Source organism: Chthoniobacterales bacterium, assembly GCA_035274845.1.
Lineage (GTDB): Bacteria > Verrucomicrobiota > Verrucomicrobiia > Chthoniobacterales > UBA10450 > AV80.
The window spans coordinates 13,276-27,009 of sequence record DATENU010000011.1; the positions used below are offsets into that span (position 1 = coordinate 13,276).

A 13,734-nucleotide genomic window follows, 5' to 3' on the forward strand; every position below is an offset into this window, starting at 1 on the left:
GTTGAACGTTCTGTCTTCAATCCCATGCGAATCCTGATGATCAGCGCAGAAGGTCCTCCGCTCGCTCGCGCTACGGCCCTCGTAGACGTGCTGGAAGCGTTGCCGCGAGAACTTCGGGCCCGCAAACACGAGGTCGGGATCGCGATGCCGTACTATCGCGAGATCAGCGAAAACCCCGCCATCGATTTGCGGGACACGGGCATCACCGTGGACGTCCGCGTCGGCGCCAAGACGTATGTCGCGGAGTTCGTCGAAGGCCGCACCGCGGGTGGCGTCCAGACTTTCTTTGTGCGCTGCGACGAATTTTTCGGTCGCGCGGGAATCTATGGGGAACACGGCGTGGCTTACGAGGATAACGCGGCCCGGTTCATCTTCTTTTGCAAGGCGGCATTGGAATTGGCCCGGCGGATGACCCCGACGCCCCAGATCCTGCACGTCCATGATTGGGCCGCCGCCCTTGTTCCCGTCCTGGTTTCCGAGCAGCGGCTTCCGTTTGCCACCGTGCTGACCATTCACCACCTGGCGGAGCAGGGGAGTTTCTGGGGCCTCGATTTTGAGCTGACTAATTTGCCCGAGAAATATTTCAAGCCGGCAGGCGTCGAGTATTTCGGCCGGCTCAATCTGCTCAAGGGCGGAATTGTTGCCGCCGACAAGATCACCACGGTAAGCGAGCGATACCGGCGCGAGATCCTGAGCCCCGAAGGCGGCTGCGACCTCGATATCGTGTTGCGCGAGCACGCTCATCGCCTGGTGGGCATTTTGAATGGCGCAGATTACCAGCGCTGGAATCCCGAGACTGATTACCTCCTGCCGCGTCAATTCGGTCCGGGGAATCTGCATGGCAAGACTGTCTGCCGCGACTTGCTTCTCGACGGACTCGGTCTTGCCGCGGCGCCTTCAGGTCCCGTCTTCGGAATGGTAACGCGACTTGTTCCCGAAAAGGGATTCGATCTCTTCATGCCGCTTTTGGATCGCCTCCTTTCGGACGACGTGCGCCTGATCATTCTCGGGGAAGGCGACGCCGGGTACGAAACCGCGCTCGCCATCGCCGCCCGCAAGTACCCGACGAAGTTTGCCTACCGCAGTCATTACGACGAGTCGCTGGCGCACCTGATCGAAGCCGGCGCCGACATCACCCTGATCCCGTCGAAGATCGAGCCGAGCGGCTTGAGCGCGATGTACAGCCTCAAGTACGGTGCTCTCCCCGTCGCCCGCGCGACCGGTGGCATCCAGGAGATCATCGAGGATTACGATCCGAGCATGGATGCCGGCTTCGGTTTCCTCTGCTACGAAAAAACGCCCGACGCCTTCTGGGATTCCATCAAACGCGCCCGAGAAATCTTCCACGATCAGCCGACGTGGAGGACTCTGATGGAGCGCGCCATGGCCCGCGATTTTTCGTGGAGCGAAGCAGCGGCGCGTTATGAAAGCATTTACGCAGAGTTGAGAGGCGCGACAGCAAAGATAGTTGCTGCTTAACGGCGTGTTCTCGTCCGCTCCAACCTTCGTGCCTGCCGGTGCCGACGCGTGAATCGCCTAAACGGGACCGACTTTCGCAGCGCTTAAACGCTGCCGTTTAGCGCAAGAACGCCCTTGTTACTCCTTTCCCAGACGGGGCTAATCTGGCATTGATGCTGTTGCGACAAGACCGTTCACCGAAGTTCTATGGCTAAAAACGCAGCATATCGAGAAGCGGAGAAGAAGATCGAAGAAGCGCGGCGGTCGGGGGCGAAGGTACTCGATCTCGGTTGGAAGTATGGCCGAGACGAATCCGCGAAACTGACCGATGTGCCGGAGTTGCTCGGGCAGCTCACGCAGTTGCAATCGCTGGATCTCTCCGGTAACCAACTCACGGTGGTGCCGGACTCGCTGGGCCAGCTCGCACGGTTGCAGTCGCTGAACCTCTCCGGCAACCAGCTGGCGACGCTGCCAATATGGCTGGGCCAGCTCACGCAGTTGCAGTCGCTGAACCTCTCCGGCAACCAACTGGCGACGCTGCCAATATGGCTGGGCCAGCTCACGCAGTTGCAGTCGCTGGATTTAACCAACATTGGGCTCTCTTCGTTTCCCATCTGGCTGCGCACGACGACATCGTTGATCAACCTGGACGTATCGGAAAATTCAATTCCCGAAATCCCCTCATGGATCTCTGAACTTTCCAAGATCGAATGGTTCAGCGCCGATGCAAATGAGTTGGTTTACCTTCCAGACGAGCTGGGCGACTTGCCCCACTTACGCTGGCTTCGCATTGGTTCTGGGAGAGGTGGCAATTTGTTTGGCTCCTTTCCTGCGGCGATTAGGAAAATCAAAGGGCTGCGCACCTTGATCGCGCTTCGATGTCGGTTCTCGGAAATCCCTGAGTGGATTGGTGACCTTGCGGAGCTAGACGAGCTAAGCCTTGAAGAAAATCATCTGGCGGACCTGCCTAGTTCGATTGCCAAGCTGGACTCGCTGAAAGAGCTTAGTCTCGACAAAAATCCACTGAACCCCGAGCTTGCCGCCGCCCACACGGAGGGCATCGTGGCGGTCATGCGCTACCTGCGTGCGAAGGCGGAAGCGCAGGTGGTGTTGAACGAGGCCAAGCTGATCCTGATTGGCGAGGGGGAGGTGGGGAAGAGCGCGTTGCTCGGAGCGTTGCGCGGCGACGAATGGGTGGAGAAGCGGGACAGCACACACGGCATCGAGATCAAGCCAGTGAAGGTGACCGATCCCGCCACCGGCACGGAGATCACACTCAACGGCTGGGATTTCGGCGGACAGCGGGTCTATCGGCCCACGCACCAGTTGTTCTTCAGCGCGCCAGCAGTCTATCTGGTAGTTTGGAAGCCGCGCGAAGGTTCGCAAGCAGGGGCGGTCAAGGAGTGGATCAAGCTGGTGAAACACCGCGAGCCAGATGCCAAAATACTTGTCGTGGCCACGCACGGCGGCCCCAAGGAGCGCCAGCCCGACATCGACCGACAGGAAATCTGGGACCTCTTTGGCAAAGACACGGTCGCCGATTTCTTCCACGTGGACAGTCAGCCACCGAACGAAGATCCAAAGACGCGTCGTCGCACGGGAGAGTGCAAGGGCATCAAGGCCTTGAAGGACGCCATCACAAAGGTGGCGGTGTCGCTGCCGGAAGTCGGGCGCAGTGTTCCGAAACACTGGCAGGAAGCGCGAGAGGCCTTGCGCAAGAGAAAGGAGGCGTATCTGCCGCTCGATCACGTTTTCGTCATCTGCAAGGAACACAAGTTGGACGAAGAGGATGCCGGCCTACTGATCCGCATCTGCCGTCGCGTGGGAGACCTTATCCATTACGAGCATGATCTAATGCTGCGCGAAATGGTGGTGCTCAAGCCGGACTGGCTGGCTACTGCCATGAGCTTTGTGTTGGATGATGAAAATACTCGTGCAAACCACGGACTCGTGTCATTTCGGCGGCTCGGGCAATTGTGGAATCATCGAACTAGGGCGCCTGAGTTTCGCTACCCAGCGCAGTTGCATCCGGTTTTTCTGCGATTGATGGAGCGCTTCGATCTGTCCTACCGCATTGCCGAAGGTGGTCGGATCGAGGGCGAGGGCACGAGCCTTGTCGCGCAATTGGTGCCCGATGTTCGTCCGGAAACGGACGTCACGCGTGTTTGGCCTGAAACGCTCGCGCGAGGAGACGAGCAGCAATTGCAAATCTGCCGAATCGTGGAGACCGCGAACAATCAATCCGCGACTGCGGAGGGACTCTTTTACCAGCTCATCGTGCGCCTCCACAAATTCTCGCTGGGCCGCGCGAACTTCAAAGAAAGCGTCCACTGGCAGCGCGGCCTGTTGGTGGAAGACGACACGGGAGCACGTGCTTTTCTGGAGAACATCGGCAACGACGTGCGCATTACTGTCCGCTCGCCCTATCCGTCGCGGTTTCTCTCCGCGCTCACATATGAAGTGAAGTGGCTGGTTGAGAGCTTCTGGACTGGTCTGCGCTGCGACGTGACGGTGCCCTGTCTGGTTCCGTTACCGAACGGAGATGCGTGCAAGGGGTTGTTTGAAGTAGGGAAGTTGTTGGAAAATAAGAAGAGAGGCCGGCCCGAGCAGCCATGTCCGGTTTGCAACGAATGGCAGAGCATCGAACAACTGCTTAACAATGCTCCGGCGGCTCGCCCCAATCCACTCGATGAGCTGCTGGTGAACTTCACCGAAATGATGGGAATGCTTCAAGGCGTTCGGCGTCAATTAGGCGCACAGCAGGCGCAAATCATCGGGCGTTTTGACGATCTCGACGCGAGTAGCAAGGAGATCGTGAGCAAGGTTGAATCGGCTTACTCAGGCCTTATGCACCCGCTGCTGGACGAGGCGAAAGAGGGCCCGCGGCTATTCAGCTTCGAGCCGGTGGAGCCAGGGTTTTTCGATCGGCCGAAATGGATGAGTGCTAAGTTTCGGTTGACGCTGTGGTGCGAACACTCTCGCCGCCCGCTGTGGTTTTATTCGGACGGTGCGGACGCGGGGGTTTACACCATTGACTTTCCCCGTGAGTGGCTGGTAAAGGCTGCGCCTTTCTTGAAGGTGTTATCGAGCACCCTCGGGCTGCTCCTACCAGTCGTCGCCGCAACGGCAAAGGTAGCGCTACCGGAAGCTAGTTATAAGGGGATCGAAGCGCAGCTTGCGCTGGGAAAAGCGACCGCGGAATCGCTTCTCAAAGGGGGAGGAGAGGTCGGCGAGTGGCTGACGAAGGATGACGGCGTCGAGTTTCAGACCGCGACAGCGATTCGGGCGGAGGGTGGCGTTCTGCGGCAGTTACACGCGTTGCTAAAGGAAAAAGACCCGACTTTTGGTGGCCTGGTGCGAGTGCAGAATAAGCGGCAGGAGTTCCTCTGGGTCCACCCTTCATTTGAAGGAGAATATTAGCATTCACAGCACGCGAATGCCGGTGGCGCGGCTCCGAATAATTTTCTGCTCTATTTCCCCGCGATTGGATAATCCGGCCAGTCATATTTTTTCGCGATGACGCCGAAAATCGCAGCCTTGGTGGACGCGGGATGGTTTTTGTTAAGCATGATCACCGCGCCTTTGCCGAGGTGCGCATAAGCTTTCATCGACGCTTCGTAACCGGCATGCACCCCATCGTGTCCGAACAGAAGTGTCTTCCGTGTGTTCATCGCTAATGGCGGGGCGAAACTCGCCAACGAGAGCGCAGCCATAGGTGACGATGAACACATGCCGGCCGGGAATAACCTCGAAAAGGTAAGAGTCGATCTGGGCGTCCGCCCGGACATTGATCGCCAGTTCCTCGGCAAATTCGCGGACCAGGGTGCGAGCGTGGTCTTCTCCCGGCTCGGCCCGCCCGCCAGGCAGCTCCCACTCGTCCCGTGAGTTGTGAACCAGCACAACTTGCCCATCAACAAGCAACACGCCTTTGATTGAGGTTGGAGTCGTAATCGCCGACAGACTATTTCCCGCGGCGAAGAAGCGCGAGTTGAAACCAGGGCAATTGATGAATGTCGCGCGGACCTGCGGTATCGTGTCGCGGATGGCGCGGCTGCGATACCGACGGGAAGATGCGACTGAATCGGCATCGGAGAAATTCCATCACAACGTCTATGTGATCCTGCTTGATCCGAAGGTCGCAAAACATCCGACGGTCCTCCGGATGAACCCGAAGCGCGATCCGGCGAAACCGTGCGTTTATGTCGGAATGAGCGGGCTGCCGCCGGAGCACCGGTTCGAGAATCACAAGCACGGTTACAAAGCCGCGTGGGTCGTTGAGAAATATGGCGTCCAGTTATTGCCCGAATTGTACGAGCACCTGAACCCGATGCCGTACGAAGCGGCGCTCCAGATGGAGCTGGAACTGGCGGAGGATTTGCGGAACGAAGGCTATACGGTGACGGGCGGGCACTAGCGTTCGGGCTCGTGAATGGTGATAGGTGACTGGTGAATAGTATTCCATTCACTAATCACCGATCACTATTCACCTTTTCTTCCTGCGTCCACGCAGGACCAGCCGCCGCGCCCGCTCCGGCCCGTAGCGGCCGAGCGGCTTGAACTTTTTCCCCTTCACTTCGTTATAGGAGATGAAGAAATGCTCGATCTCGTCGAGCAGCTTCGGGCTGAGGTCGGTGAGCGTTTTCAGATCGCCGTGGGTGCGCGATTTGGAGGCGACGGCGATCAGACGATCGTTCCGCTCGGTTTCGCCCTTCTCGGTTTGCTCGGCCTCGATGACGCCGAGCAACCGCGACCGGACCAGACATCCGCTGAACGCCGGCTCGTCCATGAGGACAAGCACGTCCAAGGGATCACCATCGCCGCCCCGGGTATTCGGAATAAACCCGAAGTCATAGGGAAAAACGGCGCCTGCCGGCAGGACACCGCTCAATTCGAAGAGCAGGCGTTTCTCGTCCCAGGCGAATTTGTTCCGGCTTCCCTTGGGGGTGTCGATGATGATGTTGAGATCGCCTGACTCACGGTCGGTCGGCGGCAGTTTCGAAATCGGATGCATTGCGGCCATAACGAATAAACGCAGGAGCGCCCCGTCCAAGTTTGCTCTGAAAATGGAAACCTGCGTCCAGCCTCCGGCACCAGCACGATTCTCCCCTGTGGTCGCACCCGGGACGAAACCTTGCCATCCCGCGGCCTTTGGTGTCTCCTCGGCCCTTCCGAGGCCAGCCGTGATGAACTCCAAGTCCAGCGCATTTAAACCCCTCGGCCTGGCCTTGTTTGTGACGCTCGTCCAGATCTTTGTGGCCGTCGCGCTCATCGCTCCGCCAGGGCCGCTCTCCTTCCGCTACGACACCCTCATTCAACACGACAGCTATTGGTTCGCGAATATCGTGGACCGCGGCTACGACACGACCGTTCCGCCCATCAGCCACAAAATGATGGAAGTCTCGAATGTGGCCTTTTTCCCGGCCTATCCGGCCATCGCGGCGATGCTGCATTACGGGTTGAATTTGAGCATCTACAACGCCCTCCTCATTACTGCCCAAACCGCTGCCTGGGGTTTCTGGAGTTACTTCTTTCTCTTTTGCGAACGGTGGAATATTTCGCCGCTGCTCCAGTTCTTTGGGGCGCTGGCGGTCATCGCTCATCCGACGGCTTTCTTTCTCGTCGCTGGATATTCGGAATCGGTTTTCATGATGGGGCTTTTTGGCTTCATGTATTGGAGCACCGCGGAGGGTCGCGCCGCCAGGTTCCTGGCCGCGCTCCATGGTTTCTTGATGTCGGCGACGCGGATCGTCGGGATTCCGTGCGCGGCGTATCCGGTCGTGCAGGCCGTTTTCCAAAACGGATGGCGGGGCCTGGCCGAGCCGCGAAGCTGGATCCGCCGCTATGGGCCGGCGGTGGTGGTCATGGTGGCAGCCACGCTGGGAGCCGGAGCCTTCTTTTTCTATTGTTTGGTGCGGTGGGGGCGGTGGGATCTTTACATGCTCACTCAGCAGGCAGGCTGGGCGGTGATTCCAGATTACCTGGCCGTCTTCAAACCGGCCAGCTACCGATGGCTGGTTCCGGCCCTGAAGAACCCGACCGAGGCGAGCCAGATGACCATGACGCTGGGGGGGCTGCTTCTGCTCGCGGTGGGTCTTTGCGAGCTGGTTCCAATGATCCGGCGCAACCTGGCGTGGACGGCCAGAGTCGGCTTCTATTTCTGCGCGGTGGTCATTTATTACATCTCTGTCAGCGGCGTTGCCTCGGTGGAGATGGAGAGCATGCTCCGCTACGAATTTTGCGTGCACGCGTTAATCGTGCTGGCAATTATCCATTTTCTGCATCAATTACCGGCCCCGCGACTGTGGGTGCGCGCCAGCGGCATGGCGGCCATGGTGTTGCTCAGCGCGGCTGGGCTCAGCGTCCAAGGGTGGTACGTATGGAATTTTACGAGGGGCAACTGGGTCGCTTAAGAATTAATGAAAACTAACGTAGCAATCATAGGGGCGGGACCGGCTGGTTTGACGGCGGCGTATCTTCTCTCCAAGAACAACGTCCCGGTCACCGTGCTCGAGGCCGACCCGGTTTACGTGGGCGGCATCTCCCGGACGGCAACCTACAAGGGTTTTCATTTCGATATCGGCGGGCACCGTTTCTTCTCGAAGTCGAAAGAGGTCAACGATTTCTGGAACGAAATTCTGCCCGACGACATGCTCGATCGGCCGCGGTCATCCCGGATTTTTTACAACGGCAAATTCTTCGCCTATCCGCTTCGGGCCTTTGAAGCGCTGATCAAACTGGGTGTCGTCCGCTCGACCCTTTGTGTCCTTTCGTATTTCAAAGCCAAGATGTTTCCGGTGAAAGATCCGCGGAATTTCGAGGACTGGGTGACCAATCAGTTCGGCAAACGTCTCTTCAACACGTTCTTTAAAACCTACACCGAGAAGGTTTGGGGAATGAGCTGCAAGGAAATCTCAGCGGACTGGGCCGCGCAGCGAATCAAGGGCCTGTCGCTAGGCAGCGCCATCAAGAACGCCCTTCTGCCCGCAAAGCAGCCGAAGGACAGCAGCAAAGTCATCAAGACGCTGATCAATTGCTTCAAATACCCGCGCAAAGGTCCCGGCATGATGTGGGAAGCCTGCGCCGAAAAAACCAAAGCCATGGGCGGCCAGATCGAGATGGGCTCGAAGGTTGTCGGTCTGGAATACGACGCAGCCAGCGAAAACTGGACGGTGTCGTTCAAGAATCCGCAGGGCGAGGTGCAAACGCTCGAAGCCGAGCACGTCATTTCTTCCGCGCCGATGCGCGAGCTGGTGCGCGGCATTCAGCCGGCGGTCGCGGAAGCGGCGAAGACAGCGGCCGATTCGTTGAAGTACCGTGATTTCCTCACCGTGATGTTGATCGTGAAGAACCGGGATGCTTTTCACGATAACTGGATTTACATCCATGACCCGAACGTGAAGGTCGGCCGGATCCAGAACTTCCGTTCCTGGTCGCCGGAGATGGTGCCGGACGAAGACAAGGCCTGCTATGGCCTCGAGTATTTCTGTTTCGAGCACGATGGTGTTTGGGACGCGAAGGACGAAGACCTGATCAAGCAAGCGGAGCGCGAGCTCCTTCAGATCGGTTTGGCGAAGTCGGGCGACGTTCTGGACGGCACGGTCGTTCGCCAGAAGAAAGCGTATCCGGTTTACGACGACGATTACGCGACGCACGTCGAGACGATCCGCGAAGAGCTCGAATCCCGTTATCCGAACCTGCATCTGGTGGGACGCAACGGGATGCACAAATACAACAACCAGGACCACGCCATGATGACCGCGATGTTGTGCGTGGAAAATATCCTGGCCGACACCAAGCTTTACGATCTCTGGGATGTGAACAGCGACGCCGAGTATCACGAAGCCGGTCAAGCCGCGGCGGAGGAATCCAACGGCACCGCCTTGCGCGATGTGCCGAGCCGCGTCAGCGCTACGCCCGAACTCGCGTCCGAGCAGACATAGTTTCGCGTCTCCTGTAGCGGCGGTCTCTGGCCGCCGAGATGTTTAGGGAGGCTCGTTCAGGATTTACGACAACGCGTCGAACGCCTCAATCGGCGGGCAGGTGCAAAACAGGTTCCGATCGCCGTAAACGCTATCGATCCGCCCAATCGCGGGCCAGAACTTGTACTCGCGGGTCCACGGCGCCGGGTAGGCTGCTTGTTCACGGGAATACGGGTGTTCCCATTTGTCCGACACGACCTGCTGCGCCGTGTGGGGCGCGTTCTTAAGAACGTTGTCTTTCTTGTCGACCTTGCCAGTCACGACCGCGTCGATCTCGGCGTGGATTGAAATCATCGCGTCACAAAACCGGTCCAGCTCCGGTTTCGACTCGCTCTCCGTCGGCTCGATCATGAGCGTGCCGGCGACTGGGAACGAAACCGTCGGCGCGTGGAACCCGTAATCCATCAGGCGTTTGGCGACGTCTTCCACTTCCACGCCGCCGGTTTTCCATTGGCGCAAATCAACGATGCACTCGTGGGCGACGAGACCGCGTTTGCCTTTGAAAAGGACGGGGTAATAACCGTCGAGACGTTTCGCGATGTAGTTCGCGTTCAGGATCGCGATCTTGGTGGCTTCAGTCAGGCCTTCGCCACCCATCATCCGGATGTACATCCACGAGATGGTGAGAATACTGGCGCTGCCGTAGGGAGCGGAGGTGACGGGACCCACTGAGGAATTTTCGAATTTCGAATTTCGATTTTCGATGGTGGAGAGAGCGGGGAGGAAGGGGACGAGATGTCTCGCGACGCCGATGGGGCCAACGCCGGGGCCGCCGCCGCCGTGGGGGATGCAAAAGGTTTTGTGGAGATTGAGATGGCAAACGTCGGCCCCGATGTCGCCAGGACGGCAAAGACCGACTTGCGCGTTCATGTTTGCGCCGTCCATGTAAACCTGGCCGCCGTGAGAATGCACGATGTCGCAGATCTCGCGGATCGTGGTCTCAAAAACGCCGTGCGTTGATGGATAGGTGACCATGAGCGCGGCGAGGTCGTCCTTGTGCGCGTCGGCTTTGGTGCGGAGATCGGCGAGATCGATATCGCCATCTTTCAGGCAGGCGACGGGGACTACTTTGAAGCCGGCCATCACCGCGCTGGCCGGGTTCGTTCCGTGCGCCGAGGTGGGAATGAGGCAAATATTCCGCGCGGCCTGGTCGCGAGAGGCGTGATAGGCGCGGATCGCGAGCAAGCCGGCGTATTCACCTTGCGAGCCGGCATTGGGTTGGAGCGCGACTGCAGCGAAGCCAGTAATTTCGACCAGCCATTCGGCGAGCTGGTCGCACATCTCGCGATAACCGGCAGTTTGGTCTTCCGGCGCGAAGGGATGGAGCTTCGCGAGCTCCGGCCAGGAAATCGGGAACATTTCGGCCGTCGCGTTCAACTTCATCGTGCACGATCCGAGCGGGATCATGGAAGTCGTCAACGACAGGTCGCGCGATTCGAGGCGACGCAGATAGCGCAGCATCTCCGTCTCCGTGTGGTGCGTGTTGAAAACGGGATGGGTGAGGTAAGGGGATTTTCGATTTTCGATTTTCGATTTTCGATTGGAAGATGAGTTCAAGTTCGCGCCAAACAAATTGCAGAGGGCGCTGAGATCTTGTTCCGTTGTTGTTTCGTCCAAAGAAATACTGATCGCGTTGGCGCCCAGCAATCGAAGATTCATTCCGGCCTTGGCGGCGCGAGCGAAAATCGCATCGGGCCTGTCTAGCTCGATTCGAAGCGTGTCGAAGAAATCTTCATGGGTGACCTTGAGGCCGGCGGTCCGCAATGATTCCGCGAGTTGATTCGTCAGGTCATGGACGCGCTCGGCTATGGCCCGCAATCCGCGCGGGCCGTGATAGACGGCATACATCGATGCGATGACGGCGAGGAGAACCTGCGCAGTGCAAATGTTACTGGTCGCTTTGTCGCGGCGAATGTGTTGCTCGCGGGTTTGCATGGAAAGGCGGTAACCGGGACGGCCGCTCGGATCGTGCGAAACGCCGACGAGGCGTCCGGCCATGTGGCGCTTGTAGGCGTCGCGGGTGGCGAAATAGGCGGCGTGCGGTCCGCCAAAGCCGAGCGGAACTCCGAAACGTTGCGAGCTCCCCACGGCGACATCAGCGCCGAATTCGCCGGGCGGTTTCAGTAGGGTGAGCGCAAGAATGTCCGCGGCAACCACCAGCAAAGCTCCGGCGTCGTGCGCAGCTTTAGCGAAAGATTCATAATCAAAGATGGCGCCGTCAGTAGCGGGATATTGGACCAGCGCGCCAAAAACTGTCTCGTCGAATTTGAAGCTGGAGAAATCGCCGACAATTACCTTGATCCCGAGCGGTTCAGCTCGCGTCTGCACGATCTCGATCGTTTGCGGATGACAGTTGTGGGCGACGAAGAAAGTCGTGCGCTCCGATCCGACCGAGGCCCGGCATAGCGTCATCGCTTCGGCGGCGGCGGTGCCTTCATCCAGCAGCGACGCGTTCGCAATATCCAGCGCTGTCAGGTCGGTGATCATCGTCTGGAAGTTCAGTAGCGCTTCGAGCCGGCCCTGGGCGATCTCGGCCTGGTAAGGCGTGTAAGCGGTATACCAACCCGGGTTTTCCAGAATGTTTCGCTGGATAACGGGCGGGGTGATCGTGTCCGAGTAGCCGGCGCCAATAAAGGAACGCGCGACGACATTGTTCCGGGCGAGGTTCCGCAATTCTCCCAAGGCTTCGGTTTCCGATTTTGCCTCCGACAAATTCAACGCGCCATCTAGCCGGATGTTCTTCGGAACCGTGGCGTCGATCAGTTCATCGAGATTTTCGAAGCCGAGGTCGGCCAGCATGGCGGCGCGCGCCTCTTGATTTGGTCCGATATGCCGGCGGGCGAAGGAATCGACACGATCTTTCTCGCGGGGCGGTCGCGAAGGAGAGCCGGATTCAGCTCGTGTTGCAGGAATTTCCGTTTCGGCAGTGGGCATCCCAAATCCTACGGAGTGCGATTACCGGTTCAAGCGAAACGCTACGCTCGGGATACAAGGCGCGCTAACGCCCTACTTCGATTCGAACGTCTGCACGCCGTGGTCTCGCAATCGCGCCCTGACTTCGGCGAGATGCTCGTGATTCCGCGTCTCCACCGTGCAAAGAACGTGAACTGCGGAGACGTCCGAACCCGCGAAGGCGCGATCATGCACGACCTGTTTGATGCTCGCCCCGGTCGAAGCAATTTGCGTCGCGAGATCAGCCAGTCCGCCCGGGCGATCACTGATCATGGCAGTGAACCGGCAGAGCCGGCCATCCGCGACCAGTCCTCGTTCCACCACGCGACTCAGGACGTTTGGGTCGATGTTTCCTCCGCAAAGGAGGAGGACAACCCGTTTTCCGGCGAGCTCGGGAAGTTGACCGGAGAGACAAGCCGCCAGGGGCGTGGCCGCCGCGCCTTCTACGACGCCTTTCTCGAGCTCGACAATTCGCAGAATCGAAACCGCAATCTGTTCTTCCGTCACGACAACTGTGCGTTCGATCAGCGGCGCGGCGGTGGCGTAAGCATTCTTTCCGACCTGGGCGATGGCCAGACCGTCCGCCAGCGTCGGCTGCATTTCTATCCGCACCGGCTTTCCAGAGTCCAAGGCGGCGGAAAAGCTCGCGACATGGTCCGCTTCCACGGCGATGATTTTCGTCTGGGGTCGCAGACTTTTCACCGCGAGTGCGACTCCCGCGAGCAAACCGCCCCCACCCACGGGAATAACGACGGCATCGAGGTCAGGCACTTGCTCGACGATCTCCAGGCCCATTGTCCCTTGCCCCGCGATGATGGCGGGATCGTCGTAGCCGTCGATGTAGGCAAGCCCCCGTTCCTTTGCGATCTCGTGCGCCCGTTCCTTCGCCTCAGTGAAATCTTTTCCATGCAGGACAACGTTGGCGCCCAGCTTCTGGCAATTACCGATCTTAATGAGCGGCGCGTATTTCGGCATCACGACAGTTGCCGGAATGCCGAGCAATTTGCCCTGATAGGCCAGGGCCTGCGCGTGGTTGCCGGCCGAGGCCGCGATCACGCCGCGCTTTTGTTGTTCCGGCGGCAACTGGGCCAGGGCGTTGCGCGCCCCGCGTTCCTTGAAGCTGCCGGTGCGCTGCAAGTTGTCGAGCTTGCAGAAGATCGTCATCCCGGTGAGCTCGCTGAGCGGGATCGATTCCGGGCAGGGCGAATAGTAAACGGCGCCCTTAATTCGTTCGCGCGCCGCTTCGATGTCTTTCAGTGTGATCACGCGAGGTTTTTATATACCTCGCTGGCGTCACGGGAAAGGTTGAATCGTCGAGGCGGCAGAAACGCCGAGGCGTGCCGCG

General features: G+C 58.9%; 10 protein-coding genes. 6 read left to right on the forward strand and 4 right to left on the reverse strand.

Features of this window, described 5'->3' with window-relative positions; genetic code table 11:
* The first annotated feature begins 24 nt into the window (after positions 1-24).
* Both VJU77_06675 and VJU77_06680 read left to right on the forward strand, forming a co-directional pair.
* Entirely contained in the window at positions 25-1,479 is a 1,455-nt protein-coding gene (locus VJU77_06675) for a glycogen/starch synthase (GenBank protein ID HKP03037.1), read from the forward strand.
* A 186-nt stretch (positions 1,480-1,665) separates the two neighbouring features.
* A complete protein-coding gene (locus tag VJU77_06680; protein HKP03038.1) occupies positions 1,666-4,878 on the forward strand; it encodes a COR domain-containing protein in 3,213 nt (1,070 codons plus the stop codon).
* Between the two features lie 50 nt (positions 4,879-4,928).
* On the opposite strand, the gene VJU77_06685 is transcribed toward VJU77_06680, so the two are convergent.
* Positions 4,929-5,129, reverse strand: a complete 201-nt coding sequence (locus tag VJU77_06685) for a hypothetical protein (GenBank protein ID HKP03039.1) — start codon at positions 5,127-5,129, stop codon at positions 4,929-4,931.
* Here VJU77_06685 and VJU77_06690 point away from each other — a divergent pair.
* Both VJU77_06690 and VJU77_06695 read left to right on the forward strand, forming a co-directional pair.
* On the forward strand, positions 5,122-5,343 hold the full coding sequence (locus VJU77_06690) for a hypothetical protein (protein ID HKP03040.1): 222 nt from the start codon (positions 5,122-5,124) through the stop codon (positions 5,341-5,343). The genes VJU77_06685 and VJU77_06690 overlap by 8 nt on opposite strands.
* A gap of 43 nt (positions 5,344-5,386) precedes the next feature.
* The gene (locus VJU77_06695; GenBank protein HKP03041.1) at positions 5,387-5,872 is read left to right on the forward strand and encodes a hypothetical protein; all 486 of its coding nucleotides are present in this window, start codon (positions 5,387-5,389) and stop codon (positions 5,870-5,872) included.
* A 69-nt stretch (positions 5,873-5,941) separates the two neighbouring features.
* Here the strand turns inward: VJU77_06695 and VJU77_06700 are convergent, their stop codons facing one another.
* On the reverse strand, positions 5,942-6,469 hold the full coding sequence (locus VJU77_06700; GenBank protein HKP03042.1) for an inorganic diphosphatase: 528 nt from the start codon (positions 6,467-6,469) through the stop codon (positions 5,942-5,944).
* A gap of 172 nt (positions 6,470-6,641) precedes the next feature.
* On the opposite strand from VJU77_06700, the gene VJU77_06705 reads away from it, so the two are divergent.
* Positions 6,642-7,868 carry a hypothetical protein gene (locus tag VJU77_06705; GenBank protein ID HKP03043.1) on the forward strand — a complete coding sequence of 409 codons (1,227 nt, stop codon included), beginning with the start codon at positions 6,642-6,644 and terminating at the stop codon, positions 7,866-7,868.
* Between the two features lie 6 nt (positions 7,869-7,874).
* On the forward strand, positions 7,875-9,398 hold the full coding sequence (locus VJU77_06710; protein ID HKP03044.1) for an NAD(P)/FAD-dependent oxidoreductase: 1,524 nt from the start codon (positions 7,875-7,877) through the stop codon (positions 9,396-9,398).
* 63 nt (positions 9,399-9,461) lie between these two features.
* On the opposite strand, the gene gcvP is transcribed toward VJU77_06710, so the two are convergent.
* Both gcvP and ilvA read right to left on the reverse strand, forming a co-directional pair.
* Positions 9,462-12,371 (reverse strand): aminomethyl-transferring glycine dehydrogenase, encoded by a 2,910-nt coding sequence (gcvP, locus tag VJU77_06715; protein HKP03045.1) that lies wholly within the window; start codon positions 12,369-12,371, stop codon positions 9,462-9,464.
* 72 nt (positions 12,372-12,443) lie between these two features.
* Positions 12,444-13,655 carry a threonine ammonia-lyase gene (ilvA, locus tag VJU77_06720; GenBank protein ID HKP03046.1) on the reverse strand — a complete coding sequence of 404 codons (1,212 nt, stop codon included), beginning with the start codon at positions 13,653-13,655 and terminating at the stop codon, positions 12,444-12,446.
* Between the last annotated feature and the right edge of the window lie 79 nt (positions 13,656-13,734).

What these genes read in the sequence shown, in the direction of transcription:
- VJU77_06710 (HKP03044.1), top strand. Translation starts at nt 7,875, where the DNA reads ATGAAAACTAACGTAGCAATCATAGGGGCGGGACCGGCTGGTTTGACG.
- VJU77_06700 (HKP03042.1), bottom strand. Translation starts at nt 6,469, where the DNA reads ATGCATCCGATTTCGAAACTGCCGCCGACCGACCGTGAGTCAGGCGAT.
- VJU77_06685 (HKP03039.1), bottom strand. Translation starts at nt 5,129, where the DNA reads ATGAACACACGGAAGACACTTCTGTTCGGACACGATGGGGTGCATGCC.
- VJU77_06705 (HKP03043.1), top strand. Translation starts at nt 6,642, where the DNA reads ATGAACTCCAAGTCCAGCGCATTTAAACCCCTCGGCCTGGCCTTGTTT.
- VJU77_06680 (HKP03038.1), top strand. Translation starts at nt 1,666, where the DNA reads ATGGCTAAAAACGCAGCATATCGAGAAGCGGAGAAGAAGATCGAAGAA.
- gcvP (HKP03045.1), bottom strand. Translation starts at nt 12,371, where the DNA reads ATGCCCACTGCCGAAACGGAAATTCCTGCAACACGAGCTGAATCCGGC.
- VJU77_06675 (HKP03037.1), top strand. Translation starts at nt 25, where the DNA reads ATGCGAATCCTGATGATCAGCGCAGAAGGTCCTCCGCTCGCTCGCGCT.